Origin of the sequence: Paenibacillus sp. FSL K6-1217 (genome assembly GCF_045040735.1) — a bacterium.
In the GTDB taxonomy this organism is placed as follows: domain Bacteria; phylum Bacillota; class Bacilli; order Paenibacillales; family Paenibacillaceae; genus Paenibacillus_AQ.
In genome coordinates, this window is record NZ_CP150271.1 from 2,098,059 (window position 1) to 2,124,779 (window position 26,721).

The window sequence follows — 26,721 nt, forward strand, 5'->3', positions numbered from 1 at the left end:
GGACAGCTAAAACGCTTCCCGGATATGCCGCAGAGAGGCAATGCTTAAATCCGGCTGAAGCTGCACCGCAATCACATCGAAGGAGACTGCTGCGGGCTGAAGTCCCTGCATATGCAGGTAGACCCGGGCTGTCTCTCTCACCTGACGGATTTTGCGCGCATCAACCGACTCTTCCGCCGTGCCCTGCATGGCCGATCCGCTCCGGCTGCGCACCTCAATGAAGACCAGAGCGCCTTCATACTCCGCGATAATATCCAGCTCTCCGCTGCGGCAGCGCCAGTTATAGTCCCGAATGAGGTATCCCTGTGAAGTCAGATACATGCGGGCTGCCTGCTCGGCAGCGGCACCTTTCTCCTGACGGGTATAATTCCCGCCATCCCTGCTATGACTCACTTCTGTCTCCGTTCCCCGGCTGAACGGTCGCTCTGGTAGACATAGCTAAGAATCTCCGCCACCAGCTGATAGAGCTGAGGCGGAATCTGCTGGTCCAGGTCCAGCTTTGACAGCACTTCTACCAGCGCCGCATCCTCCTGCACCGCCACTCCGTTTTCCTTTGCTTTTTGCAGGATGATGTCCGCTACCGGGCCTTGTCCCTTCGCGACAACCACCGGCGCTTCGCTCTGGCCGGGAATATATTTGAGGGCCACCGCCTTCTTGAGGTTCTGCGGAACCTTCTGCTCAGACTCACTCATATGCGGTAATCTACTCCTTTGTACTCATGTGGGGCATAATCGGACGGCTTCACCGCAGCAGCGGCCTCGCTCCGTTCCGGCAGCGCCTCCGTGCGCAGGCTGGACAGCTGATAGCCGATGGCTTCGACCGCCGCCTTCATCTCCTCACGGCGTCCTTCCAGCAGCTCCAGCACCCAAGGCTCGTTGTTATGCAGCTTCAGGCTGACAATCCGGTCCACCACCTGCACATCCACCAGCGTCTGGCCGAGCTGCTTCATGTCCAGATCAAACCACAAGCGGCAATTCGCCGCGTCGAGCTCTCCTTTACGGCCGCGCCGCGACTGGATGTGGACGGAGGCCGTCTCCCGGCCGTCCGGACCCTGCAGCGGCAGGAACATCGTCACCTGCGCGAACGGCGCGGTGCGGTCTGTATTCAGCAGCAGCTGCTGGCCTGTCAGCTGCTGCACCAGCTGGCCCGCGGCTTCCTTCACCGCGGGCGGAGCCTCGCTGCTGCCGAGCACCTGCAGCAGCACACCCTTGAGCGTACCGGCGGCATCTTCTGTGCCGCCGGACGCCGCCTGCGCGGCCCCCGCTCCGCCGCGCAGGATCTGCTGCTCGTGCTCCGCACCGAGCAGCTTCAAGATCCGCCCCACCCAGGGGGCTATACCCTGGGTGGCGGCGGTGTCCCCCTGCGGCTGCGCCGCCGCAGGGGCTGCACTGCCGCCCGCTGCGCCGGAGGCGGGCGGCGCTTCGGCAAGCTGCGGCAGACTGCCGCGCAGCTCGGAGAGCACGCCCTGCAGCTTCGCGAGCAGGGCCGGGGCCGCAGCGCTCTGCGCCTGCGCAACAATGCCCGCGCCTTCACGCGCTCCCGCTACGCTTCCCGCACCGTCTCGCACTCCAGCCACGTCCCCCGCGCCTTCACGCGCTCCCGCTACGCTTCCCGCGCCGTCTCGCACTCCCGCTGCCATTCCCGCTCCTTCACGCGCTCCCGCTACGTTCACCGCACCGTCTCGCGCTCCAGCCACGCTTCCCGCACCGTCTCGCGCTCCAGCCGCGTTCCCCGCACCGTCTCGCACTCCCGCTGCCATTCCCGCACCGTCTCGCGCTCCAGCCACGTTCCCCGCACCGTCTCGCGCTCCAGCCGCATTCCCCGCACCATCTCGCACTCCAGCCAAGTTCACCGCACCGTCTCGCGCTCCAGCCACGTTCACCGCACCGTCTCGCGCTCCAGCCACGCTTCCCGTGCCATCTCGCGCTCCAGCCACGCTTCCCGCACCGTCTCGCGCTCCAGCCACGCTTCCTGCACCGTCTCGCGCTCCAGTCACGTTCCCCGCACCGTCTCGCGCTCCAGGCACGTTCCCCACACCATCTCGCACTCCAGCCGCATTCCCGCTTCCTGCCGGTTCCGCATCTCCCGGTGGTACTAGTGCAGCTTGTCCATTAGCACCGGAAGCCTGTGAAGCTCCCGCATTACCCGTTTGTGCTGTCTGAGCATTCGCCCCGGCGGCTCCTCCCGGGACAGCTCCGGCTGGAGAAGCATTCGCTCCGCCCGTCAGTCCCCCTGCCACAGGTCTGCCCATTCCCGCAGCTTCACCTGATCCGTCACCGTCCACACCTTGCTTCACCCACACGTTCAGCTCCGTCTCCAGCTTCGCCAGCAGCTCATGCAGCTTCGGTCCGAATACGGCCTGCTGCAAGCCCTTGACTGTCTCCGCCGTTACCGGCAAGCCTCGCTTCACCGAGATTACAGCCGCCTCCAGCCACTCAGAAGCGGGGACACCCGGAGGTTTGGCGCTCATTACTGCGTCCAGCTTCGCTGCAGTCTCTTTGGTGAAGGCAAGCCCTCCAGCCTGCATAGCCTGAACAATCTCCCGTCCCGCCTTGGAATTGGCAAGCCCAAGCGATTCAATCGCCTCGCCCATGCTCTGCGGTGAGACCATTGCTGCCTCTCCAAGAGAGACCGGCTTAAGCACCGGGAGGCCGCCTTCTCCCTGCGCACCCACCTGCAGGTTCAGTGTCTGACCGGCTGCCAGCGGCGTTTCCAGCTCAGCACGCACCGGTGTTCCCTGAATCTGCACCACAGCTTCTTTTCCGGAATCTGATACACTTAGCACAACGCCGCGAACAACCTGACCTTCCTTAAGCTCTACAGATTTGGCCTCTCCCGCCTTGCTGTCGCCAAGCAAACCGCGAACCAGTGATCCGATATTCATGTTGTCCGCCTCCCTTCTTTCTATTTATATCGGTATCTCGCCTTCATTTGTGATTATCTGCATGACACGCCAAGTGGAAACTGCTATGCCATCCTTTTAGAGGACGGCACCGTTTCAGCGAGAAATAGAAGGATAATGTAGACGTGAAACTATACATTCTTATATTTTTAGAATAAAGACAGCTGTTCCTGCTCCGCAAGAATATTGCCGATGAAGCTGCGGCGGTGCATCGGAGTTACGCCCAGTGCCTTGATCTGTTCACGGTGCAGCTTGGTAGCATAGCCTTTATGTACTTTGATCCCATAGTCCGGGTATAATTCCTCCCACAAGCCTTCACAGAGCCGGTCACGCGTCACCTTGGCTATAATGGAGGCAGCAGCAATCGACTGGCTGTTGGCATCTCCTTTGATGATGGCGCGCTGCGGCAAGGGCAGGTCCACCTTCTCCGCATCTATCAGCATATAATCCGGCTGCTGGCTTAGCCCTTCTACCGCCAGGCGCATCGCCAGACGCGAAGCCTGCTTAATATTAATTTCATCGATTACCGCCGGTTCCACATGTCCTAAGCTTACAGCCAGCGCCTGCTCCATGATCGTCTCGTACAGGGCATCCCGCTTTTTGGCCGTCAGCTTCTTGGAATCATCCACCCCCTCAATAATCAGCCCCGCCGGCAAAATAACCGCTGCAGCCACCACATCTCCGAACAAGCAGCCCCGGCCCACTTCATCCACACCCGCGATGTGACGGAAGGATTGCTCCCAGCCTTCTTTTTCATATCCAAGCATATCTATCTCACTCATCGTCTCTCCACCTGCCCATTAAAAATAAAGTTAGCTGCATCCATAGTCAACCTGCGAATATATGATAAATCCCGAACCCGAAAAGTGCTGCGGCTCCCGCGATTTCCATCTAATCCCAATCTACAAACTTAAAATTCTGCACCCAATACAACAATCCCTTCATTAATACTGCGCAAATCCAAAAAAGTTGTAGGAACAGCAGCATTTCTCTTGCTCTAAGTCGCCTAACCGGGAACATTACTGCATTTCATGCAACTTTGCTGCATAGCAGCCCACCTCACTGTGTCCCCTACTCCCCACACATCCACGCAAAAAAAAGAGCCACCCCACATACACGGATGGCTCTTCCATTCCACACATCATTCTACTATTCAGGTGTCTCCAGCGTGAAGCGCCCAAGCTTGCCGTCACGAAGCTCATGCAGCAGCGCGCGTGAAGCCTTCTCCAGATCTACACGGCCGCCGCTCATCAGACAACCGCGCTTACGTCCGACCGCTTCCATAACGGCTACGATTTCGTCCGGGTTCTCCAGATCCTCCGGCAGCTTATCGATACCGAAGCGCTCCCGGAACCGGCTTCCGTAATCCTTCACCAGATATTTCACCGCATAGTAAGCAACATCCTCAATGTTGAGGATTTCTTCCTTGATGGCCCCGGTTACTGCCAGCTTATAGCCTACCGTCTGGTCCTCGAACTTCGGCCAGAGAATCCCCGGCGTATCCAGAAGCTCCAGATTCCCTCCGGTCTTGATCCACTGCTGGCCCTTGGTTACCCCCGGGCGGTCACCGGTGAGCGCAATACTTCTTCCTGCCATCCGGTTAATGAGAGTCGATTTGCCTACGTTGGGAATGCCCACGATCAATGCCCGCATCGCGCGCGGGTTAATGCCCCTGGCAATTTGCCGGTCGATCTTGTCCTTCAGCAGCAGCTTCACCTGCTCGGGAATTTCTTTAATCCCGGTGCCGGTAGAAGCATCTACAGGATAGGCAACATGACCCTGCTCCTTGAAGTAAGCCAGCCACTTGCGCGTAGCTTCCGGATCGGCCAGATCCGCTTTATTCAGAATAATCAGCCTTGGCTTGTCCCGCAAAATATCGTCAATCATCGGATTGCGGCTGGAAAGCGGCAGACGGGAGTCAAGCAGTTCTATTGCAACATCAATCAGCTTCAGCTTATCCTCGATTTGCCGCCTAGCCTTCGTCATATGACCAGGAAACCATTGAATGGCCAATGCCGTCACCTCCTTTGACTTCTGTCAGCTTCATAATTAATGATTTATTAATGAGATATTCTTCACCGGCCAGAAAATAAGATCCGCACGGCCGACAATATCCCCCAGCGGCACATAACCGATCATCCGGCTGTCCGTACTGTCTGAGCGGTTATCCCCCATGACGAACACATGGCCTTCCGGCACCTTATTGTCTGTAAACTGCTCATTCGGGAAGTTCTTATTGTTGTATAAAATGTTGTTATTATGCGCATCGTCGATCGCACCCTGGATATACGTTTCGTTCACAGGCTCTCCGTTAACCGTAACGACATCCCCTTCAACCGTAACTGTGTCGCCTGCCACACCAATGACACGCTTAATGAAGTCCCGGCCCTCAGACGGTACATGGAACACAATGACTTCCCCGCGCTCCGGCTTGCGGATATCATAGAGAATTTCGTTCACAATCACACGTTCGCCGGTATGGAAGTTAGGCTTCATGGAAGGGCCGTCTACGATAAACGGTTTGAACAAAAGCCAGCGTATTAGAATAACCAGAACCAATGCAATCGCTATCGCTTTAATCCATTCCAGGACTTCATTCTTTGGCTTCCGGGGGCTCTGGCCGTTAGAATCAATCACTTCGCCTTGCCCTTGCTGCAAATCCTGCTGCATAGTTCACCGTCCTCTCCATCAATAGTTATCTCCACTATACAATACAAAAAAGCTCCTGCCAAAAACTCCCCCGCGATTACTCCTTCAGGAGGCCTTTTCGGAGAAGCTGTTCCTAAGGCACATAGGTGTATAAACCCAAATTCTCATAATTGCAAGAAATAACGAAAGGGGCTTGATAACAAGCCCCCTCGTTTGTTCGCATTCTAGCGACGAATTTCTTTAATTCTTGCAGCTTTACCGCGCAGGTCACGAAGATAGTACAGCTTCGCACGACGTACTTTACCACGGCGAGCCACTTCGATTTTCTCGAGTTTAGGGGAGTTGACTGGGAATGTTCTTTCCACACCAACACCATAAGAGATTTTACGAACCGTAAAAGTCTCACCGATACCGCCGCCGCGACGTTTGATTACAACGCCTTCGAACAGCTGGATACGCTCACGAGTTCCTTCGATAACTTTTACATGCACCTTCAAAGTGTCACCCGGGCGAAAACTCGGGATATCTTTACGAAGTTGCTCTTGTGTAATTGCTTGTAGGATATTCATTAAGGACTTCCTCCTTCCGTACAGGTGTTCTTGCATCTTCCGGAGAGCCATTGCTCTCCCTCATTATCCGCAGAGGACCACCGTATTCCACACAACAGATGTAATAATATCACAAAAGACAGGCTTGTGCAATAGTTATATTTAGTTTATAGAATCATAGCGGCAGCATATCCCGTTTCTTCGCCTTCACCTTGCAATCCTTGCAAAGACCAACCACACTTCCGTCATCCTGGGCATAAAAGATCAGCTTGCCGTTCTTCTTCTTGCACGATGAGCACAGCTGATCCGCAGCATTCTGCTTGGCCTTGCGGTGCCCTTCCATAGAGATCACATTGCTGGCCTTGCCCTGCTTCGGCGCTTCAGACTGTTCCTGGCTCATCCGGCTGCGGTACACGGTATAGACAACTGCACCCACCAACAAAACAATCAAGAATGCTGCATATTGCATTTGCTCCTCCGCCCCTCTGACTTCTTCAGTCAAAATAGTAAACAGACCGTCTTCCGGTCTGCTTCCGTGCCGGCCCTCCAGTTGTCACAGTTCAATCTTCCGGTCTTTATTCTACCGCTAGTGTACCATAGTGCCGGGTTGAAATGTAGCCGGAAGCTTACTGGACTATAGTCCAGTAGAACAACCCGCCGCCAGCCTGTTATCCGGTGTTTTCCCATAATATATAATAACCAGTATACATAAGCAAATAATAATCAAACCTTTAGGAGGACATATATAATGAAGAAACATCACAGTACAGCAATTATCGCAGCAATGGCCGTATTCTCTATTGCACTGGCCGGCTGCCGGGAGCTTCCCGGCAAGGAAGCGGCGGATAGCCTGCTGGAGAAGACCAGCAGCTTCACGCAGGATGCGGCAGAAGCCGTGAAGCAGAATCTCAGCGATGCCAGCGCTTCTGTAGGTGACGCCATCAAGGACACAGCGGGCATGCTTGAGGAGCAGATGAACACTACCGGAATCAGCCGCGAATTCTCCACCTCCCTGCCTATTGCTTCGGCTTCCGTGCTTAAGCTGGATAACGCGGTGGGAGAAGTTACAGTAGCGCCCGCTTCAGGTGACGAGATCACCGTCCAGGCCACTGTCATTGTCCATGAGCAGACGGGCCACAAGCTGGTATCCGGTGTGCTGGATCATGCAGAAGTCTCTATTGAACATACAGGAGACTCGCTCATCGTCTCCACTCACGGTGAAGGCAATTCGAAGAGGGATCTCTGGGAATGGGCGCAGCATGAGTATGGCGATTCCAACTTCAGTATTAATTATGTAATCGGGATTCCGGATACCGTTGACAGATTTAAGATTGATAATAATGTAGGCACCGTTCAGCTGCGCGGTCTTGAGGGGACTTTTGAGATCAACAGCAATGTCGGCAGCATTATCCTGCAAGACGCCGTCTTCACAGGCAAGTCCAGCGTAGAGTCGAATACGGGTAGTATTGAGCTTGGAGTGTCCGGTATGAACCAGGGCAGCAGCCTTAAAGCCAAGAGCGATATCGGAAGAATCTCTGCCGATCTGTCAGCATCCACCGAATGTACGGTCAAAGCCCGCAGTGAACTCGGCCACATCTCTGGCGCAGACAACGGGAAATCGAAGGATTATAACGGCGGCGGTCCGCTGATGTCGTTAACCACGCAGATCGGAGCCATATCCGTTAACCAGTAGTCTCAGTGTTTGGAGCATATAGCGTTAGCCAGATCTTCCTATAATCATTCAAAAAGTGGGCCACCCTGACTTCCAGGAGCCCACTTTTGTGTTGTTCAGACAGTCGTCAGATCAGCGCAATGGCTAGAAGCGTGAACAGGCTCAGGGTAAGGATCTGGCTGCCGTAGCCATAGTAGCCGCCATAATAATTTCCCGCTCCGCCCGGATAGAATGCCGAGGTTTTCATTTTGCCATTGCCCTTTGTTTTCAGATACACATTGTTCTGATCCACATCCACAATAATTCCTTCATGGCGTTTACCGTCAGTAGTCATAATGCGCACGCGTTTATCCTTGCAATGGAGACAATTATAATAAGCTTCCATCTGCTGTTTCCTCCTTATTCGTCTTTCTGTATCTTATGAGGGGAGGGATAAGCCGGTAACGGCTATCATCACGTAGCAGGTGTCTATATGTAAAATAGCTGTGAAATGAAGAACTTGTGAACATTGTGTATCAATTTTGTGTAAAAAGGGGTACTATTAAAGTAATAAATCCAATTAAAACGCTTTCGGTGTGACCAATCTTCTACAATTCATAAGGAGGCAGGAATCATGAGTACAGCAGGCAGACGTTTTATTAATGAAGGAGTTCTGCGGATCGCCTGGTTTATCATCTTCGCTTCGCTCACCTACACGGTGCGCCATTATACTTGGGCTATTGTATTGCTTATGGTTGTTGCCTTGTATTCACTGGTTACGGGAGTCATCATGCTTACCCGCCGGGATGGAGACAGGGGCAGGTTTTAGCTTAACCGTACCTGAGTCTTATGATCTAACTAAAAACACTTCCTACAGAGCGTGGACGCGATGACGGAAGTGTTTTTTGCGTTAAAATGATATGATCGGAGTAACAGGATTTGAACCTGCGACCTCACCCACCCCAAGGGTGCGCGCTACCAGGCTGCGCTATACCCCGACATTTCAATCCCTTGCCGTCTCTCTGCAATTACCGAATACCTACAATTACGATACGCTCATCAACTTCTTAATATGCCAGAAAGCGGTTACTACCTGTTTATACTATAAATATACCTCACCGGCGAAGTAGTTTCAAATGCAGGTTTAATAGAGTTCGATTTTTTTTGAATTTCTTTAAAATTCCATGGATTTTCCGTAAAGGCTGTGCTATACTCTTGGCACAAGGAAAGGAGGTGCGTTCACATCAAGCATGACATGCTGAACGTATCCCTTACCCGGACCAACGGCTGAATAATGAGCCTTGGTGGCGCGGGATACGGATCAAAGTTACAAACTAGCGCCTCGGGTAGAGAGACCGTCTTCGGACGGTCTTTTTTTGTTGCGTGCACTCTTCGCGCCCCTGTACACAAATAACCGCCAAAGCCTGCGAACCTGGGGTTCGCCTGTCTTCAGCGGTTATTTGTGGAATTTGCTGTATTACTGAGCCTATTGAACCTGCTACCAGGGTCTAATTCATTTCTTGGATTATAAGATTACGATTTACGATTCTTATAAAAATCAATAATATCGCTAACCGTGCGGAGCGGCTCCGCCTCCTTGTGGACAGTGTCCACGGCTGGCTTGAATGTTTCATGCGTATTCGTAGTCACTTCAGTCATTCCTTTCGATAGTTAAGCTAGCTGCGTCTATAGCTGCATGTCTACTTGCGGCACCTCTACTCATTACCCTAGAAAAAGGGTATTGACGCACATCTGCTCGTATTTATTATGCTGGCATAACTTCTTCTCTGTCTATCCGTTCTAGTTCATAATTCCCGTTCCCGGTTCTCAGTACACAGCAAAAAACGCCTCCCTACGTAATATACGTTAGAAAGACGCTGGCTATGACTCTATTTAAGCCCAAATTTTACAGTTCATTGTGCTTTAGGCTTGTCTGCTCCCGCAGCCGCTTCAGCGTCTGCTTGTCCTTCACCGTCAGCTCGGCTGTCTCCAGCAGATCCGGTCTGCGTTCGAGGGTACGCTGCAGCGCCTGCTCCCGCCGCCACACCTCAATATTGGCATGGTGTCCGCTGAGCAGCATGTCCGGTACCTTCCAGCCCCGGAACTCTGCCGGGCGGGTATAATGCGGGTACTCCAGCAACCCGGTGCTGAAGGAGTCGGAGACCGCAGAAGTCTCGTTGCCCAGCGCCCCCGGCTGCAGCCGCACGACCGAATCTATTACCGTCAGAGCAGGCAGCTCACCCCCGGTCAGCACATAGTCGCCTATCGACAGCTCGTCCGTCACCAGATGCTCACGGATTCGTTCGTCATAGCCCTCATAATGGCCGCAGATGAAGATCAGATGCTGCTCCTGTGCCAGTTCTTCGGCGATCTGCTGGTTATACGTCCGGCCCTGGGGGCACATGAGAATAATGCGCGGCTTCACCGCCGCTGTGTCCTCAGTGTCCGTGCCCCCTTGCTCACCGCCAGCGCTGCTCTGGGCTAGAACATGCTCCACGGCTGCGAAGATCGGGTCAGGTTTCAGCACCATGCCTCCCCCTCCCCCGTAAGGCGTATCATCCACGCTGTTATGCTTATTGCCCGAGAAGTCGCGGAAGTTCACAGTGTTCAGCGAAGCGATACCTTTCTCACGGGCCTTGCCGAGAATACTGGTGCCGAAGACGCCCTCACACATATCCGGGAACAGCGTCAGCACATCGATGCGGATCATGGAAGTAGCCCTTCCATGAGGTGTACGGTGATTTTTTTGGCTGCAATATTGACGTCCAGCACTACATCGTTAATGACCGGAATCAGGATATCCTGACCTTTCGCCGGCTTCACTACCCAGACATCATTGGCTCCGGGCTGCAGAATCTCCGTAATCGTTCCCAGCGGCTGGCTGGCATCTTCATCCGTGAAGACTTCACAGCCCACGATCTCGTGGAAGTAGTACTCGTTCTCCGGCAGCTCAACCAGATCATCACTTGGCACCTTAAGCATGCTGCCTTTATATTTCTCGATCTCATTAATATTCGTATACCCCTTAAGCTTGGCAATATACATCCCTTTGTGCTCTTTTGCCGATTCTATCGTAACCTCGAATTTCGGGCTTCCGTCTGAGGGAATCAGCAGCAGCTTTTTGCCGGGTGCAAACCGTACTTCCGGAAAATCGGTATGCGACAGAATTTTGATCTCCCCGCGGATGCCGTGCGTATTCACCAGTCTGCCTACGGTTAACTCTTGTGTCATGTGTTCATCTCCTTCACATTGATTACGAACAGCTTATAAATTCTTATATTTTCAACAAAAAGGAGCCGGGATATACTATCCCTAGCCCCTCCTTGTACGCATTCTTAAGATAAAATATCCACGGTAACGCGTTTATCACTTTTGACTGCTGCAGATGTGACTACGGTACGAAGCGCTTTGGCGATCCGCCCCTGCTTGCCGATGACCTTACCGACATCATCAGGATGCACGGAGAGCTCATAGACAATCAGGTGATCCTTCTCCACGGTCCGTACGGCCACATCCTCCGGATGATCCACTAAAGCCTTAGCAATAACACCAACTAATTCTTCCATAGAGGACCCTCGCAATCAGTCATTATTTCTGCAGCTTTGACTCATGGAACTTCTTCATCACGCCAGCTTTGGAAAGCAGGTTGCGGACGGTATCAGATGCTTGCGCACCTGTCTGAAGCCATTTAAGAGCCTTCTCTTCGTCAATCTTAACGACTGCCGGTACTTCAATCGGATTATAATAACCGATTTCCTCGATAAAACGACCGTCACGAGGAGACCGGGAATCGGAAACCACTACACGGTAGAAAGGCGCTTTATGTGCACCCATTCTTTTCAAACGAATACGTACTGCCACGAAATTCACCTCCTTAAAAGAATATCGGAATATAGGAAAGCGTTTGGGGCAAACCCTTTTTCCATCCCTCCCAAACCCTCCCTTCCCCAAGAGAGGGCCCCAAGGGCTCTGCCCTCTGGACACCCGCTAAGTGCAACTAGCGTAGGCGTTCAGACTGGCGTTCCTTGGGATGGGTTCGGCGCGAAAGACCGCTTTTCCTCCCTGCGGGATACGCTTGACTGGCGGCGTTCCCCGGTAACGAGGTTAAAGATTAAGCACAACAGAGCAAGGTCAAAGGACCTGCGATCTTCTGATGTTATACTATATCAGATCTATGAGTAAATCTTAAAGATTAAGATCAACGGAACGGGAACTTCATTCCGCCTTTACCGGCAAGGCCCTTGAGCTGCTTCATGGCGTTCTTCTTGCCGCCCTTGCCTCCGCCGCCCATCATGCCGGAGAACTGCTTCATCATCTTGCGCATTTCATCGAATTGCTTGATGAGCCGGTTCACCTCGGCAACGTTAGTACCGCTGCCTGCTGCAATACGCTTGCGGCGGTTGTGGTTGATGATCTCAGGCTGGGCTTTCTCGGCCTTGGTCATGGAATGAACAATGGCTTCAACGCGGCCCATCTGCTTATCATCTACCTTCAGATCCTTCATGCCTTTGGCTTTGTTCATACCGGGCAGCATATCAAGGATCTGATCGATAGGTCCAAGTTTCTTGACCTGATCCATCTGCTCCAGGAAATCATCGAACGTAAACTCCGCATTACGCATCTTACGTTCCATTTCCTTGGCCTTCTCGGTATCGATGTTGGCCTGGGCCTTCTCGATCAGCGACAGCATGTCGCCCATGCCGAGTATCCTCGAAGCCATCCGCTCGGGATGGAACGGCTCCAGCGCGTCGATCTTCTCGCCGAGAGCGGCGAACTTGATCGGACAGCCGGTGACCGCCTTGACGGATAATGCGGCACCGCCGCGGGTATCGCCGTCAAGCTTCGTCAGCACTACGCCGGTAAGCTCCAGCTGCTTGTTGAAGCTGTCCGCCACATTTACGGCATCCTGACCGGTCATGGCATCGACAACCAGCAGTACTTCGTCCGGAGTTACAACGTTATGGATCTGCTTCAGCTCTTCCATCAGCTCTTCATCAATATGCAGGCGGCCTGCCGTATCGATAAGGACATAATCCAGATTGTTATCCTTCGCATGCTGAACGCCTTGTCTGGCAATCTCTACCGGACTCGTCTGATCACCCAGCGAGAAGACCGGAACCTTGATCTGTTCTCCGAGCACCTGGAGCTGCTTGATCGCCGCAGGACGATAGATGTCAGCCGCTACGAGCAGCGGGCGATGATTGCCCTTCTGCAGCAGCTTCGCCAGCTTGCCTGAAGTGGTCGTCTTCCCTGCACCCTGCAGACCGGTCATCATAATGACCGTCGGCGGCTTGTTCGACTTGGCCAGCTTCGCCTGGCTTCCGCCCATCAGCTCGGTCAGTTCCTTGTTAACAATATCGATGATGACCATGCCTGGCGTGAAGCTGTCCATGACTTCCGTGCCAATGGACTTCTCCTTCACCTTGGACACGAAGTCCTTGACGACCTTGAAGTTAACATCGGCTTCCAGCAGGGCCAGCCGCACTTCACGCATCGCTTCGTTTACGTCATCTTCGGATACCTTCCCTTTGCCGCGCAGTTTGCTGAACACATTCTGCAATCTTCCGGTTAACCCTTCAAATGCCATAGGCGGCTCGCTCCCTTCTTCCTACTCTAACCCCTGCAGCCGGTCCATGAGTTCCATGAACTGCTGCTTATATTGCTCCGGCAGCATCCCGTTGTCAGGCAGTCTGCGCAGTTCTTCTAAGTATTTGGTGCGGTCTTCATGCTTGGACAGAAGTTCAAGCTTCTCTTCATAATTCTCCAGCACCTGCTCCGCCCGCTTGATATGCTCATACACAGCCTGGCGGCTAATTTGAAATTCCGCAGCGATCTCTCCCAGGGAGAAATCATCATGGAAATAATATTTGAGAAACGTCTGTTGCTTGTCAGTAAGCAGCCGTTCATAGAAAGCAAATAACAGGTTGATCCGGTTGGTTTTCTCGAGCCTATTCTCCTGACTCATCAAGGGCACTCCCTTCGTCAAGGAAAAACACTTTACAGCTTCACAACGTCCCTTATGATACCGAAAACAAAGAAAGATGTCAAGCCTTTTTGCTTGTCATCTGTATCTTTGCCCGAAACCTGCATTTCGGCGGTGAAATCCGCCCCTATTCTCTACACCTTCCTCCTATATTAATGAATAGGAAGAACGTATATCAATACCACGAAGAAATGCAGCACGGTACCGGCAAGCACGAATAAATGCCAGATCGCATGATGGTACGGGAAGCCCCTCCAGACATAAAACACGGTGCCCAGAGTGTACAACAGTCCGCCAATCATCAGCAGCGTCATCCCGCCGCTGGCGACAGCCTGGGACAGAGGGCTCCAGGCAATGACGATCATCCAGCCCATCGCAATGTAGAAGATGGTGGACATGAACAGGAATTTTTTGACGAAAAAAGCCTTGAAGAAGACGCCGAATACCGCCACACCCCAAGCGATGCCGAATAAGGTCCAGCCCAGCGGTCCGCGGATCGCCACCAGCATAAACGGTGTATACGTTCCGGCAATGAACAAATAAATTGAAGAATGGTCAAGGAATTCAAAGAAATCCTTCGCCTTCCCGTCCCTGAGACTATGCACCATGGTTGAATTAAAATACAGCAGCAGCATAGTAGCGCCGTAAATGGAGAAACTGACTACATGCCAGACCGTGCCGTTCTGGACCGCATATACGACCAGCAGAACCAGCGCAGCAATGCTTAAGAGAGCGCCGATCCCGTGAGTAACCGCATTGGCGACTTCTTCCCTGCGGCTGTAAGTGTGAGTATTTGCCATGCCACGATTCCTTCCGTTAGCGGTTTCCTTCTATTATAGCCGTTTCTCCGAAGTCCTTCCAGCTTACTAACGCTACAGGCAGGCTGCGGCTGCATCATTCCATCTCTTGAGAAGCCGTCATTTGCTATTGCAGTAAAGCTTCTTCTAACCTTATAGCTGGTAGAGCTCGGTATACTTCGCTTCCAGATAATCTGCCAGATAATCGGGATTCAGCGGTTCGCCTGTGACCTGCTCGATAATCTGCGAAGGGGTCAGGCTCTGGCCGTAACGGTATACTTTGTCCGTAAGCCATTCTTTGATCGGCAGCAGGTTACCGGCAGCAATCAGCTCTTCGAACTCCGGCAGCTCCTTGCGCAGGGTATTCAGCATCTGGGCCGCATACATGTTCCCGAGGGAATAGGAAGCGAAATAGCCAAAGTCTCCGCCGGACCAGTGAACGTCCTGAAGCACGCCAAGCGCATCTGTCGGCGGTGTAATGCCCAAGTACTCCTGATACTTCGCGTTCCAGGTCTTAGGCAGGTCCTTCACTTCCAGCCCTTCATTGAAAATCAGCTTCTCGATCTCATAGCGTACAATAATATGCAGGTTATACGTCAGCTCATCGGCTTCAATTCGGATGAAGGAATTACCAACGCTGTTGATTGCCCGGTAAAAGTCTTCCATCTCCACGTTCGCAAGCTGCTCCGGGAAATGCTGCTGCAGATCGCCATAGTAACGCTGCCAGAAGGCCCGGCTGCGGCCGATCATATTCTCCCATAATCTGGACTGGGATTCATGAATCCCCATGGATGCGCCTTGTGCCAGTGGTGTGCCGATCAGCTCCTCACCGAAATTCTGCTCATACAGGGCGTGTCCGCCTTCATGCAGAGAGCTGAAGATCGAGCTGGTCACATTATCGAGCAGATAGTTCGTTGTAATGCGCACATCCCCGGGATTCAGGCCTGTAGCGAACGGATGCACGCTCTCATCCAGACGTCCCGCTTCAAAATCATAGCCCATCTGTTCGAGTAAGAAGAGACCGAACTTCTCCTGCTGCTCTTTGGGGAAGATCTGGCTCAGGAATTCCGTATCCGGCTTGTTCGGCGAGGCATTGATCGCTTCAGCCAGCGGTACAAGACGGCTGCGCAGGCAGGTGAAAATGGCATCCACCTTGTCCACGGTCAAATCCGGTTCGTACATATCCAGCAGGGTGTCATAACGCGAGCCTTGCACGCCCCAATAATCGATGAACTCCTGTTTGAAGGCCACGATCTTGCTCAGATAAGGCTCGAAGGAGGCAAAATCATTATTATCCTTGGCCTCTTCCCAAATAGTCTGTGCATGGGCGGTAAGAACAGAGTACTCCTCGAAGGTTTTGGAGGGAATGCTCTTGCTGCGCTGGTACTCCTTGCGGGTATCCTTCACAATCTTATTCTGATTGCTATCCAGCTGCTCCGCCACTTCGGGACGGCTGAAATACTCCGTGAACTCCCCGATCTCCTCCGATACCTGGAGTTTGAATGCCTCAGCACTCAGCATACCGAGCGTGGCGGAACGGATCTCTACACCTTTGCGGGGCGCGCCTGTACGCAGATCCCAGCCCAGAAGTCCAATTGCTTCATAATAGCCTTTAATTTTAGATAATAGCTCGCTGAATTTATCCCATTGTTCCCGGACCTGCTGTTCCATGTCTGAGCACCTGCCTTGTCATTTTTTTCTACTCCTCTTGATGATACTTTTTATAATCGTTATAATCAAATTCGGACCGCAGCTCTTTAAATTTGAAATAATCGACGTCTTATAAGAGCAGCAGCAGAACCCGTTTAATTTTTGCGATTTTTAATTAAAGGAAGCACTTTATGTTCGCGGCAAGACGCAGTACAATGGATTACAGTTTAATCAATTAAGGAGGCGCATGCTCATGAGTCAGATTACAGACATTATGGAGTTCAACAAGCATTTTGTAGAGGAAAAGGCATACGAGAGTTATCTGACCAGCCGCTTCCCGGATAAAAAAATGCTGATCATTACCTGCATGGACACCCGGCTTGTTGAGCTTCTGCCCAAGGCAATGAATTTCAAGAACGGCGATGTCAAAATCATCAAGAACGCCGGAGCCGTCATCTCCCAGCCCTTCGGCAGCGTGATGCGCAGCGTCATGGTTGCGCTATACGAGCTGGATGCAGACGAAGTTATCGTCGTCGGGCATTATGAATGCGGCATGGCTTCCTTGAATGCGGACCGGATGATTAACTCCATCAAGGAGCGCGGCGTGTCCGAGGAAGTGCTCAGCACACTGGAGAATTCGGGAATTAAGCTGACGAAATGGCTGCGCGGGTTTGACAATGTCGAGGAGGGGGTAATTCAGACTGTGGAGCTGATTAAGCGCCATCCCTTACTCCCCCCTAACGTACCTATTCACGGCATGATCATCGATCCGGCTACCGGAGCGCTTGAGCTTGTCTCGGACGGTTACGCGGAGCCTAAGGCAACTCTCTGATACTGCTGTTTGCGCGGGTCCCGGACCCGCGCATTTTTTGTGTGCGGATGTCCGGGCCCGCCTAATAGACGGTACCGTTTCAGCGAGAAATAGCAGGATAAGAGATAAGTTATCGTGTGAAACATATAAAATCTTATATTTTAAAAATTGAAACCTTAAACCTCCGCTCTGCGTATTACCGGACAACAGCCCGGTAAACCGGGTGTTACCAATACTTCTAGGAGGTTCTTGTACTCAATGAAACCAATGAAACGTGTAATGATGATCCTTATGGCCTTCACCCTGTTCTTCGCCGTCACTGTTCCTGACTTCGCAGATGCCCGCCGCGGCGGGGGCTTCAAATCCGGAAGCCGGGGCTTTACGACAACTCCGAAGAAATCGACCACTGATAATGTGAAAAAAAGCGATAGCACCAAAAGCAACACCAACGGAACAGCAGCGAACGCGAACCGCGGCTTCTTCAGCGGCGGCGGACTGATGAAAGGCCTGATGATCGGCGGGATCGCCGGCTTCCTCTTCGGCGGAATGTTCGCCGGGATGGGCGCTATGGGTAATATCCTCGGATTCATGATTAACATGCTGGCAATCTACTTCGTCGTTATGCTGATTATGAACTTCTTCAAGCGCAGACAGGAACGCCGCCGCCTGGAAGAAAGAGACGGACGCTACTAATGGGTGTTACCGTTCTTAGTATGGACGAGATTATCAACGCGATCTGTCTGCATATGGCGGAACGCAAGGCCGTACGGGTCGAGGAAGTCCAGGTTGAACTCAGCTGGGACGAGGATACGGGCTACACTGCAGAGGTCTGGATACAGGGAAGAAGCCAGTACCTGGTGGAGTCCAATATGATTGAGTCCATTCTTCGCTACGTACACAGCGAATACGGCATCCGTGCCTACCGTGAAGATGTACGGCTGGAGCTGGACGAAGAGATTACAGCGGTTGTGAACACGTAAGCGTTGCGATACTTTTGAATAAAGGGATGACCCTGATAGCGGGGTCATCCCTTTTATTGTCACTGCGTCATATTCACAAGATTACTTATCCTTCTAGCGTATGGAATCCGGCCAGCACATCGTCCCGGCCAACCCGCGCACTGCCGCTTCCATGCAGCTCTGCCCAAGGCACACGCTGCTTCCGCAGAGTTGCCGCAGTTCCTTCGGAAGTGTATTCCTCGTACCTGACCGTCTGCTCATTGGCAGGCTGGCCCCAGTTATCCCAGCCCCGGGGATGGATATGCTGGCCCATCCTGCAATCCACAAAAGCGGTCTTGGCATGCTCCCGCCAGGGGCGGCCCAGGAATACCGGTGCCGTTCCCGGCTCAGCACTGAGATAGCAATGCTTAAACACGTAACCATAGGCTTGCCCTTCAGGGGTGGATGCAGCCGTGATATAGCCTGCATGGCCTCCGCTATTCCGCAGGCTGTGCAGCGTGCAATGCCCGAAATAGGCCGTTGCTCCGCCAAAGATAAAGTCTACGGTTCCCTCAATATAACAGTGCTGGTACAACTGGCGGTACTGTGCATGATGCTCCCGCAGCGGAACGCCGCCGAAGTGCAGGCGCTCTCTGGGGGCGGGCGGCAGCGGACCGGTGAACAGCGTGTCCTGATGGCCCTTGAAGGTACAATTTCGGAATACGCTCTCATCACAATGGGCGTACACCGCCACTGCCTGCCCTACCTCACTGCCTTGCCCCGCTGTATTGGAGATAGTCAGATTCTCCAGCACCAGCTTCCGGCCGCCAAGGAACAGAGTCGGAGTCGCAAAGGTCCCGATCTCTTCCCCCTGCTCATCCCGCTCCCGGGCATAGCGGTTCATCGTGATCTCCACTTGTCCGATGCCGATTATGGTGAGGCGGGAGCGGTAGACCCGCACCTCTTCCTTGTATACGCCCGGCATAATGTAGAGCGTGGCCTCTATGTCCGGGTCCAGCCGTTCCAGGGCATCGACCGCCGCCTGAATGGTAGAGTAATCGCAAAAGCCCTCCTTGCCTACAAGCATCCCTTTTCCATCCCCTCTAAGACTCCAGCCTTCACTCAAAGCCTGCTTACTTCTGTGTCAGTTTGTATGCAGCTTCATATTCCTCAGTGATTTTGGTGCCGCCGGAATCCTTCCAGGTCTGCACCGCTTTCTTGAAGGCTGCCTCATCCGACTGGCCCATGATATATTTGAAGGTAGCATCTGTGATGATTTTTTGCAATTCCGTTCCCTGCTCATTATTGGTTGCCGAGTCCAGCGGAACGGTAGGATCGAGTACGGCAAATTTATCATTCTCGCGGATCAGCTCATTGGCCAGCTGCTTCTCAGGGTTCGCATCCTTAAGGGTGTAAGCAATCTCGCTGGGTCTGCTGGAGGAGAAGGGCTGTACATCCGCCTGCCACAGCTCGGTGTTCAGAATTTTGAAGGCGCCGTTCTCATCATATTCATAGTGGGTGCCTTCGATTCCGCCGGTCATCAGCATGAACGCCTTCTCATCGATCAGATCATTGACGAACTTCAGCAGCCGTTTGAGCTCTGCTTCGGTCTTCACCTCTGATTTCGGAAAAGCCATCAATCCGCCGACCCCGCTGCCCTCGGACCAGATATGATACTGCCCATCGCCGCTGGAGATCTTGTTCACCGGCACCAGCTCCATGCCCGGCTGCAGATCCTGAGCCAATGTTCTCAGACTGCTGATGTCCACCATGCCGGTATAGATTCCGGTCTTCCCCTGCGCGAATTGCTGCTGCTGGTCCGTTTTGGCTGTAACGGCGAAATCCTGCGCCAGATATCCGTTCTCATAGAGCTTTCTGGAGAAATTCATCGTGTCGATATATTCTGGTGTATCGAATTCAGGGGTGAACTTGCCGCTATCATCCACCTTCCAGCCATTCGGCGTGCCGAAATAAGAGCTTAGCGTTTTGAAGCTGCTGTATTTCAGCTCTGATCTGTCCCCGAAGCCTGTCGTATCCTTCACACCGTTGCCGTCCGGGTCGTCCTCTGTGAACGCTCTGGCCACTTCATAGACCTCATCCAGCGTCTTCGGAACTGGCAGGCCCAGCTTATCCAGCCAGTCCTTGCGGAAGATCAGCCCGGAACGGGCCAGATTCTTCTGGAAGGGAACGCCGTACAGCACGCCTTCAATGGAAGCCGCTTCCTTAAGCTCGGGAGCAATCTTCGCCAGATTACTGAACTCTGCGAGATAAGGACCCACATCCCAGAACAGTCCTGATTTCAGGGAGCTTCTAACCGATGAATTGGTCATCATGGTCAGCGTAACAATGTCTGCAAGCTCCCCCGAAGCCAGCGCCGTAGTGATCCGCTCTTCCTTGGAAGCATCGGGCACCCAGTTGAAGGAGATTTTGCTGTTGGTATATTCCTCAAGCAGGGATTTAATCGTGTCGGTCGGCGGCGAGGCCGTGTGCAGAATATTCAGCCAGGTTAATTCCAGCGTCGAGTTCAGATCCTCTGCAGCGGCATTCTGCTTCTCTTCCTTGTCACCGCCGCATGCCGAGAGCATTGTGGAAGCCATGGCAGCGACTGCAATTAGAGCGACCCATCTTTTGTTCATAACACTTCTCCTTTGGTAGATAGATATAGTTAACCTTAGCCTTAATACACGCCGTCTTCGCCCATCCGCTTCGCCAGCTTGTTGGAGAGCATCACGAGAATTAACCCGACAACCCCCTTGAACAAGCCGATCGTGGTGCTGAAGCTTAATTGCCCGTTCTTGAGGCCCGCCGTATAGATATAGGTATCAAAAATCTCGGCGACACTGCGGTTCAGCGAATTTAGCAGCAGATACATATGCTCGAAGCCGAGATCCAGCGTGCTGCCGATTTTGAGAATCAGCAGGGTAATAATCACGGAACGGATGGCCGGCAGTGTCACATGCCAGGTCTTGCGCAGACGGCTTGCCCCGTCCATCTCTGAAGCTTCATAGAGCTGCGGATCCACAACTGTGATGGCTGCCAGATAGATAATGGTCGACCACCCCAGCTCCTTCCAGATAATCTGCAGGATATAGATCGTCCGCAGCCATTCGGAGGAGGTCAGGAAGCTGATTTTGGTGCCGCCAAGACTTGCGATCAGCTCATTGATGACCCCGCCATCCACCGTCAGGAACACATAAGTAATGGAGACAATGATAACCCAGGACATGAAGTGCGGGATGTAGATAATCGTCTGAATCCAGTTCTTCAGATAGCGGCCCTTCAATTCGTTCAGCATCAGGGCTACGATAATCGGCAGGGGGAAGAAAATCACAATGTTCATTGCAAACAGAATCAGGGTGTTGCGCAGCAGCTGCATGAATGTAGGCTCCGTAAATAGACGGATGAAATGCTTCAGGCCTACCCACTCACTCCCGGTAATCCCCTGGAACGGCTGATAATTCTGGAACGCAATGATCAGCCCGCCCATGGGCAGATATTTGAAGATGATGAAATACAGCAGCCCGGGCAGGATCATCAGATACAGCAGCTTGTATTTGTTCAGAGCCGTAAGAGCACGTGCGCCTTTCCCCTTTTCTATGGTAAGATTTGGTGTTGCGGTGATGCTTGTAGCTTTCACATGTCAGCCTCCTTCGCTCGTTCCTGTTACGTCCTCAGCGTAAGAAATTTCTTACATTACGTATATAATCATTATGTGATAGCGTTTACAGAACCCGCGCGGCTGCGGGGTTACGGGCCGCCATATCTCCTCTGAGGATTACCCGCCTAGCCTAATGATTATTCTCCGGAGAAGGGGCGCACAGGGCTGACCCGCCAACACCTCACGCCCGGATTATATACGTAATTTCCGCTCCTTGGTACAGTGAAGAGGTACTGAAATACGAGGAGGATTACCGAATGAACCATAGCTCACGTAGAAAAGAATCGATCGGCGGAAGAATATTCACGTTCGTTAATACTGCCATACTCATTCTGCTTGCGCTTGTCTGCTTATTGCCCTTCATCAATATCATTGCCAGCTCCTTCGCTACCACCCAGGAGGTCATGGCGAAGCGGTTCATCTTATTCCCGACTACCTTCTCCCTGGATGCGTACCGCTACATTCTCTCAACGCCTACGATCTTCAGGGGACTCGGGGTATCGGTAGGTGTCACCGTTGCAGGAACCGTAGTCAGTATGCTGCTTACCGCACTGATGGCCTACGGCTTGTCCCGAAGATATCTGCCTGCCCGGAACACTATTAACTTCATTGTCGTCTTCTCCATGCTGTTCAGCGGCGGAATGATTCCCACCTTTCTGGTCGTCAAAAGCGTCGGCCTGATCAACTCGTACGGGTCCCTGATTTTCCCGGTTGCCGTCAATGCCTTCAACATGATCATTATGCGCAACTTCTTCCAGGCGCTGCCTGACAGTCTGGAGGAGTCCGCCAAGATCGACGGGAGCAATGACTTCGGGATCTTCATGCGGATTATGCTCCCGCTGGCCCTGCCTTCTATCGCGACTATCTCCCTGTTCTATGCGGTTGCTTACTGGAATACGTACATGAACGCGATCCTCTACATGAATGACTCGGCCAAATGGCCGATCCAGGTGCTGCTGCGCCAGATCGTTATTGTGTCCAGCGGGATGCAGGCCGAGGGAACCTCGGTCGATATTGTGCCGCCGGCCCAGACGATCAAAATGGCGGTCATTGTCATCGCCACCGTGCCGATGCTGGCAGCGTATCCTTTTGTACAGAAGCACTTCACCAAGGGCGCTCTCCTGGGAGCGGTCAAAGGCTGACGTCCGCCGTCCATCTTTCTTCCTAATCCATAGAACATATACAGAAACGGTACCGCCTTGAAGCAAGGACGGTACCGTTTATGCATGAACCCCTGAACCAGTCTCTCTCCTGAACCAAGCCCTATTCCTGCTATAATCTGCTACCCGCCCTGCTTCAGCTTCCGGTATGCACCAGGTGTAACCTGCTCCTTCTTGCGGAAGGACCGGATGAAGTTCTGCGGATTATGATATTGCAGCCGTTCGGCAATCTCCCTGATCGTCATATCCGTCTCCGTCAGCCACCGTTTGGCCATCTCCAAGCGGTAGTTCATCAGATATTCGCTGAAGGCGGTGCCATACTCTTTTTTGAAGATGCTGCTCAGATAATTCGGATTGTAATGCAGGCGCTCGCCGATCCCCTCCAGCGTAAGCTCACGGTCATATTCCGCATGCACGATGTCGGTGATCTTATCCGAGAGACAGCGGAACTGCTTGCTGGTCTTGTCCTTCATGCTGTACATCATCGGGAAAATAACCTCATGCACCAGCAGCCGCTCCATCTCTTCGGGATTGCGGATATCCAGCAGGCGGTGATACAGCTTATTGTTATCCTGGGTCAACAGGACGGTAACTCCCAGATGCTGCTCCAGCTGGATCAGGTTATTCACGAGCCGCACCAGCATCACCTCGAATTTCAGGGTGCTCTTGTTCTTGCCCATCAGCTCCGCCAGGAACGGATAGAGCGCAGCGGTGACCTGCTCCTTGTCTCCCAGGCGGATCGCATTGAATAATTGGGTCTCCAGCTCTGCCGGGTAATGCAGCGACACCGGACCGGAGACGACCATGGATATATCCTCATAAAAGATGATCGATTCCTTGCCCAGATTCAGCCGCTGGTGCAGTGCCTGCTTGCTCATCTCCCCGGCTTCCTTACTCTCCAGCAGGCTGGTATACAAGCTGCTGATGCCGATGCTGATCGACACCTTCAGATAGTCGCGCGCTGCCTTCAGGAGTGCCGTGGCATAATCCAGCACTTCCTTATTCATCCCGGCATCACTGGACCCGGCGAAGGTCAGGATGGTTGCCTGGGTATCATCATTCAGGATAATCGGCTGCAGCCGCTGACCTGCGGGGATCAGCTCCTCCACCATCTTATTGATTGCCAGCAGCAGTACATCCTTGTCCGAGGCCTCCCGGTCGCCCAGGCTGTCCAGCTGTATCAGCATCGCCGCATAACGGTGCTTCTCTGACAGGTTGTACCCGAACCGGAGCAGACTCTGCTCCAGCTCCTCCGCCGAGACGCGGCTGCGGAACAGATTAAGGATCAGCTGGGTCTCCAGCCGGGGCATCTCCGATTCGATCAGACTCTCAAGCGAAGCCTTCTCCGAGATAATCGTATCAATCGAATGCCGGATATATTCCAGCTCATTCCTGGAATTCACCTGCGGAATAACAGGCAGACTGCGCTTAAGCTGCTCTATCGGCTTGGTGAAATATTGGGAGATCATATAAGCCACCACCCAGATCAGGAGAATCGACAGCAGCCCCATGACCGAGATCCCGAACTTGGCCATCTCCAGGGAGCGGGTAATCTCCGCCTGATCCAGCACGGTCAGATAGATCCAGTTATTATACGAGGACTTGGCATAGATAAGCTTGAGACTGTCACGGCCTGCGACCTTCTGCTGCACCGTCCCCTTGTCCTCCATGGAATTAATAGTCCCGGCCAACTGGCCGAACTGCTCTGGGGCTAGGCCCCCGTTACCGGGATCGGATTCATACATCAGCTCACCATGCTTGTTCAGAATGTAGACGTACGCATCTTCGCCGCTCTTCATCGTGGCATTCAGGGTATGTAAGGAAATGTCGGATAGGGCAATGGCCTGTTTCTTGCTGGAGAACACCGGCAGTGTATTCACGAACCGGATGCCCTTCTCCGTCTTCATCCAGAAGAGGCTCTGCTTCTGGTTGTCAATATACTGCTCCCGGAGTTGCTGGACTTCCTGCGCGCTGAGATGGGTGAGCTTCTCGTTCAGGATCTGCCAGTTCTGCACCAGACTGATCAGCGAATATTCCGTCCCTTCAGCAGCCATGGAGGCGATATAATTCAGCTGTGAGTTCACATTCCGGTAGGCGATGAAGTCCTGCACGGTAATCGGATGGGTCACTACCTCCTGGAAGGAGCTGGTGGTGCTATAGGTATTGAAGGCATATTCTATCGTTTGGATTTTGTGCTCCAGATTGTTCTTGATCTGCTCAATGTAGCTCTGCTTGCTGCTGGAGAAACGCTCAACCACCGAATTTATAGTACTGATGTAGATATAGCTTCCGAAGCCGACCACCAGTCCCACGCCAAGGATTAAGACAGGAATAAAGATGCTGTAGAACATTCTTCCTTTGCTCATTGTGTTTCCCCTTTAATTTGATAGGCTCCACTAGATTATAGCGCTTCCATGAATGCGGTTCCATGATTATTTTAACGTGTGCATTCAGCGGCAGTCCCGGTGAATATAGCTTGATTTGCAGAAAAACCGGATCAGTCATAGGCTGGTCCGGTCCATTCACCTCCGCAGGGTGTACCTTGCTTAGAGTAACGAAATCGCCAGCAGCTCATACAAGACCAGCGGCATAATGACGTTGCTGTTCACGGTACCGGGATAATGGTAGCCCGGGCCCGGATACCCCGGACCTGGATAGGGCTTGTAATATGGATTGTAATAGCCGCGGCCCATATCAGTGGGGATCGTTACGACCAGGAACAAATGCTTGCTGTCCATACCCGCAATCGTGCCCTCATGCATCTGACCGTCAAGTGTCTGGACCTGTACATTATGATTCAAATACGGCTTGCAGGACTGGTGAAGCGAATCGCGGACACCGTTCAGGTGCTGGACCACCGCAGGGTCTGCCTGATAGATCACCGACGTTTGCGGGCCGGATGAAGTTGTCGTCATAGGTGTATGACCTCCGTGTAATTGGATTTGCTTCATACTATGCACCTGCCCAGCCCGGGGTGCCTAGCCTGCTTCCCGCCGTTCAGTCTATCCGCAGACGCAGGCCAAACAGCCGTACACCGGACAGTCCGGTATACGGCTTAATTATCGTTTAGTATCAGGGCCTTCCGCTCAGAACGCTTAAAAAGCCACTCCGATTCCGCCCTGGCCGGCATAGGTTCCCATCACAGGTCCCATCGTGGACAGCAGAATCTCCTTGAAGGGATGCTTCTCCAGAATACGCTGCTTGATCTCCAGCGCCAGCGCCTCACAATTGCTATGAACAATCGCGATGACCGCCTGCTCATAATCATGCTGCTTCTGGTCCAGCTTGGCCAGCAGATGGGTCAGCGCCTTAGGCAATCCGCGGGTCTTCTCGACCACTTCAACAATTCCCTCGTCACTGATCTTCAGCAGTAGCTTGATGTTCAGCACAGATGCGACAGCCCCGGAGATTCGGCTCAGACGCCCGCCCTTGATTACATTCTCAAGGGTGTCCAGTGTGAAGTACGCGGTCGTCTCTTCTACCTTGCCCAGTACTTTATCCTTCAGTTCGGCCAGACTTGCTGCGGTGAGCGACCATTTGGCCGCCATGGCGACAATCAGGGTCAATCCGCCGGAGAACAGCTTGGAATCTATAATTTCAATCGCATTCGGATGTCCTTCTTCCTCGTACATCTCCTTAGCGATCATTGCGGTCTGATAAGTACTGCTGATATTGGAGGACATGCAGATGACCAGAATGTCAGTGCCTGCTTCCACTTCTTTGAAGCTGTCCAGGAAGGTCTGCGGACTCGGGCTTGCAGTCGTCGGCAATTCCTTCGATTGATGCATTCTGTCATAGAAATCCTTCGCATTCATATCATCCGGCATCAGTTCATGGCCGAAATGCACCGGCAAATGAACAATGGAGATGTCATACTGCTTCGTGTAGTCAGGGGGTAGATCCGAACCGCTATCCGTAATTATCTTGATGGGCATCAGAATGCTCTCCTTTCAATTCTATACTAGTATAGACAG

30 protein-coding genes and 1 tRNA gene are annotated in these 26,721 nt (G+C 52.8%); 6 read left to right on the forward strand and 25 right to left on the reverse strand.

Annotated features, from left to right (window positions below; genetic code table 11):
• Window positions 1-6: 6 nt before the first annotated feature.
• From MHH28_RS09285 to MHH28_RS09320, 8 genes are all read right to left on the reverse strand, one after another.
• The gene (locus tag MHH28_RS09285; RefSeq protein ID WP_405114177.1) at window positions 7-393 is read right to left on the reverse strand and encodes a YraN family protein; all 387 of its coding nucleotides are present in this window, start codon (window positions 391-393) and stop codon (window positions 7-9) included.
• The gene (locus MHH28_RS09290; RefSeq protein ID WP_405114179.1) at window positions 390-692 is read right to left on the reverse strand and encodes an EscU/YscU/HrcU family type III secretion system export apparatus switch protein; all 303 of its coding nucleotides are present in this window, start codon (window positions 690-692) and stop codon (window positions 390-392) included. The genes MHH28_RS09285 and MHH28_RS09290 overlap by 4 nt, the downstream gene beginning before the upstream one ends.
• Entirely contained in the window at window positions 689-2,884 is a 2,196-nt protein-coding gene (locus tag MHH28_RS09295) for a hypothetical protein (protein WP_405114181.1), read from the reverse strand. Before MHH28_RS09295 ends, MHH28_RS09290 begins: the two co-directional genes overlap by 4 nt.
• Window positions 2,885-3,051: 167 nt before the next feature.
• Window positions 3,052-3,684, reverse strand: a complete 633-nt coding sequence (locus MHH28_RS09300; RefSeq protein WP_405114183.1) for a ribonuclease HII — start codon at window positions 3,682-3,684, stop codon at window positions 3,052-3,054.
• Between the two features lie 367 nt (window positions 3,685-4,051).
• Window positions 4,052-4,915 (reverse strand): ribosome biogenesis GTPase YlqF, encoded by an 864-nt coding sequence (ylqF, locus tag MHH28_RS09305; protein ID WP_405114184.1) that lies wholly within the window; start codon window positions 4,913-4,915, stop codon window positions 4,052-4,054.
• A gap of 36 nt (window positions 4,916-4,951) precedes the next feature.
• Entirely contained in the window at window positions 4,952-5,572 is a 621-nt protein-coding gene (lepB, locus tag MHH28_RS09310; protein ID WP_036701218.1) for a signal peptidase I, read from the reverse strand.
• A gap of 203 nt (window positions 5,573-5,775) precedes the next feature.
• The gene (gene rplS / locus MHH28_RS09315; protein ID WP_036701215.1) at window positions 5,776-6,120 is read right to left on the reverse strand and encodes a 50S ribosomal protein L19; all 345 of its coding nucleotides are present in this window, start codon (window positions 6,118-6,120) and stop codon (window positions 5,776-5,778) included.
• Between the two features lie 154 nt (window positions 6,121-6,274).
• Complete coding sequence (locus tag MHH28_RS09320; protein WP_405114187.1) at window positions 6,275-6,601, reverse strand: hypothetical protein; 327 nt, start codon at window positions 6,599-6,601, stop codon at window positions 6,275-6,277.
• Between the two features lie 246 nt (window positions 6,602-6,847).
• On the opposite strand from MHH28_RS09320, the gene MHH28_RS09325 reads away from it, so the two are divergent.
• Window positions 6,848-7,792 carry a hypothetical protein gene (locus MHH28_RS09325; RefSeq protein ID WP_405114189.1) on the forward strand — a complete coding sequence of 315 codons (945 nt, stop codon included), beginning with the start codon at window positions 6,848-6,850 and terminating at the stop codon, window positions 7,790-7,792.
• Window positions 7,793-7,898: 106 nt separating this feature from the next.
• Here MHH28_RS09325 and MHH28_RS09330 read toward each other — a convergent pair whose 3' ends face one another.
• On the reverse strand, window positions 7,899-8,156 hold the full coding sequence (locus MHH28_RS09330; RefSeq protein ID WP_405114191.1) for a hypothetical protein: 258 nt from the start codon (window positions 8,154-8,156) through the stop codon (window positions 7,899-7,901).
• 228 nt (window positions 8,157-8,384) lie between these two features.
• Here MHH28_RS09330 and MHH28_RS09335 point away from each other — a divergent pair, with 228 nt between their 5' ends.
• A complete protein-coding gene (locus MHH28_RS09335) occupies window positions 8,385-8,579 on the forward strand; it encodes a hypothetical protein (protein WP_405114192.1) in 195 nt (64 codons plus the stop codon).
• A 95-nt stretch (window positions 8,580-8,674) separates the two neighbouring features.
• Here MHH28_RS09335 and MHH28_RS09340 read toward each other — a convergent pair.
• The 10 genes from MHH28_RS09340 to MHH28_RS09385 all read right to left on the reverse strand — a co-directional run bounded on the left by MHH28_RS09340 (window position 8,675) and on the right by MHH28_RS09385 (window position 16,201).
• Window positions 8,675-8,748, reverse strand: a tRNA-Pro gene (locus MHH28_RS09340).
• A 535-nt stretch (window positions 8,749-9,283) separates the two neighbouring features.
• On the reverse strand, window positions 9,284-9,409 hold the full coding sequence (locus tag MHH28_RS09345) for a hypothetical protein (protein ID WP_405114194.1): 126 nt from the start codon (window positions 9,407-9,409) through the stop codon (window positions 9,284-9,286).
• A 247-nt stretch (window positions 9,410-9,656) separates the two neighbouring features.
• Window positions 9,657-10,457 (reverse strand): tRNA (guanosine(37)-N1)-methyltransferase TrmD, encoded by an 801-nt coding sequence (gene trmD / locus MHH28_RS09350; RefSeq protein ID WP_405116961.1) that lies wholly within the window; start codon window positions 10,455-10,457, stop codon window positions 9,657-9,659.
• Window positions 10,457-10,981 carry a ribosome maturation factor RimM gene (rimM, locus tag MHH28_RS09355; protein ID WP_405114196.1) on the reverse strand — a complete coding sequence of 175 codons (525 nt, stop codon included), beginning with the start codon at window positions 10,979-10,981 and terminating at the stop codon, window positions 10,457-10,459. Before rimM ends, trmD begins: the two co-directional genes overlap by 1 nt.
• Before the next feature lie 104 nt (window positions 10,982-11,085).
• On the reverse strand, window positions 11,086-11,316 hold the full coding sequence (locus MHH28_RS09360) for a KH domain-containing protein (protein WP_020432321.1): 231 nt from the start codon (window positions 11,314-11,316) through the stop codon (window positions 11,086-11,088).
• A 22-nt stretch (window positions 11,317-11,338) separates the two neighbouring features.
• On the reverse strand, window positions 11,339-11,611 hold the full coding sequence (rpsP, locus tag MHH28_RS09365) for a 30S ribosomal protein S16 (RefSeq protein WP_036701203.1): 273 nt from the start codon (window positions 11,609-11,611) through the stop codon (window positions 11,339-11,341).
• 337 nt (window positions 11,612-11,948) lie between these two features.
• The gene (gene ffh, locus MHH28_RS09370; protein WP_405114199.1) at window positions 11,949-13,337 is read right to left on the reverse strand and encodes a signal recognition particle protein; all 1,389 of its coding nucleotides are present in this window, start codon (window positions 13,335-13,337) and stop codon (window positions 11,949-11,951) included.
• A 21-nt stretch (window positions 13,338-13,358) separates the two neighbouring features.
• Window positions 13,359-13,715: a putative DNA-binding protein gene (locus tag MHH28_RS09375; protein ID WP_405114201.1), complete on the reverse strand. Its 357-nt coding sequence runs from the start codon at window positions 13,713-13,715 to the stop codon at window positions 13,359-13,361.
• A 170-nt stretch (window positions 13,716-13,885) separates the two neighbouring features.
• Complete coding sequence (locus MHH28_RS09380; RefSeq protein ID WP_405114203.1) at window positions 13,886-14,533, reverse strand: hemolysin III family protein; 648 nt, start codon at window positions 14,531-14,533, stop codon at window positions 13,886-13,888.
• 150 nt (window positions 14,534-14,683) lie between these two features.
• A complete protein-coding gene (locus MHH28_RS09385; protein ID WP_405114205.1) occupies window positions 14,684-16,201 on the reverse strand; it encodes a carboxypeptidase M32 in 1,518 nt (505 codons plus the stop codon).
• Window positions 16,202-16,433: 232 nt separating this feature from the next.
• Here MHH28_RS09385 and MHH28_RS09390 point away from each other — a divergent pair, with 232 nt between their 5' ends.
• From MHH28_RS09390 to MHH28_RS09400, 3 genes are all read left to right on the forward strand, one after another.
• Window positions 16,434-17,012, forward strand: coding sequence for a beta-class carbonic anhydrase (locus tag MHH28_RS09390; protein WP_405114207.1), 579 nt, complete (start codon window positions 16,434-16,436; stop codon window positions 17,010-17,012).
• Window positions 17,013-17,249: 237 nt separating this feature from the next.
• Window positions 17,250-17,684: a hypothetical protein gene (locus MHH28_RS09395; protein ID WP_405114209.1), complete on the forward strand. Its 435-nt coding sequence runs from the start codon at window positions 17,250-17,252 to the stop codon at window positions 17,682-17,684.
• Complete coding sequence (locus MHH28_RS09400) at window positions 17,684-17,971, forward strand: YxcD family protein (RefSeq protein WP_036701193.1); 288 nt, start codon at window positions 17,684-17,686, stop codon at window positions 17,969-17,971. Before MHH28_RS09395 ends, MHH28_RS09400 begins: the two co-directional genes overlap by 1 nt.
• Window positions 17,972-18,056: 85 nt before the next feature.
• On the opposite strand, the gene MHH28_RS09405 is transcribed toward MHH28_RS09400, so the two are convergent.
• The 3 genes from MHH28_RS09405 to MHH28_RS09415 are packed head-to-tail and all read right to left on the reverse strand — an operon-like array spanning window position 18,057 to window position 21,464.
• On the reverse strand, window positions 18,057-19,016 hold the full coding sequence (locus MHH28_RS09405) for a pectinesterase family protein (protein ID WP_405116964.1): 960 nt from the start codon (window positions 19,014-19,016) through the stop codon (window positions 18,057-18,059).
• Between the two features lie 46 nt (window positions 19,017-19,062).
• The gene (locus tag MHH28_RS09410; RefSeq protein ID WP_405114211.1) at window positions 19,063-20,565 is read right to left on the reverse strand and encodes an extracellular solute-binding protein; all 1,503 of its coding nucleotides are present in this window, start codon (window positions 20,563-20,565) and stop codon (window positions 19,063-19,065) included.
• 41 nt (window positions 20,566-20,606) lie between these two features.
• A complete protein-coding gene (locus MHH28_RS09415) occupies window positions 20,607-21,464 on the reverse strand; it encodes an ABC transporter permease (RefSeq protein WP_405116966.1) in 858 nt (285 codons plus the stop codon).
• A 380-nt stretch (window positions 21,465-21,844) separates the two neighbouring features.
• Between MHH28_RS09415 and MHH28_RS09420 the strand changes: the two genes are divergently transcribed.
• Window positions 21,845-22,729, forward strand: a complete 885-nt coding sequence (locus MHH28_RS09420) for a carbohydrate ABC transporter permease (protein ID WP_405114213.1) — start codon at window positions 21,845-21,847, stop codon at window positions 22,727-22,729.
• Window positions 22,730-22,869: 140 nt separating this feature from the next.
• Here the strand turns inward: MHH28_RS09420 and MHH28_RS09425 are convergent, their stop codons facing one another.
• The 3 genes from MHH28_RS09425 to MHH28_RS09435 all read right to left on the reverse strand — a co-directional run bounded on the left by MHH28_RS09425 (window position 22,870) and on the right by MHH28_RS09435 (window position 26,682).
• Complete coding sequence (locus MHH28_RS09425) at window positions 22,870-25,113, reverse strand: AraC family transcriptional regulator (protein WP_405114215.1); 2,244 nt, start codon at window positions 25,111-25,113, stop codon at window positions 22,870-22,872.
• Between the two features lie 180 nt (window positions 25,114-25,293).
• The gene (locus MHH28_RS09430) at window positions 25,294-25,662 is read right to left on the reverse strand and encodes a hypothetical protein (protein ID WP_405114217.1); all 369 of its coding nucleotides are present in this window, start codon (window positions 25,660-25,662) and stop codon (window positions 25,294-25,296) included.
• A gap of 180 nt (window positions 25,663-25,842) precedes the next feature.
• Window positions 25,843-26,682 (reverse strand): DegV family protein, encoded by an 840-nt coding sequence (locus tag MHH28_RS09435; RefSeq protein WP_405114219.1) that lies wholly within the window; start codon window positions 26,680-26,682, stop codon window positions 25,843-25,845.
• Window positions 26,683-26,721 lie beyond the last annotated feature (39 nt).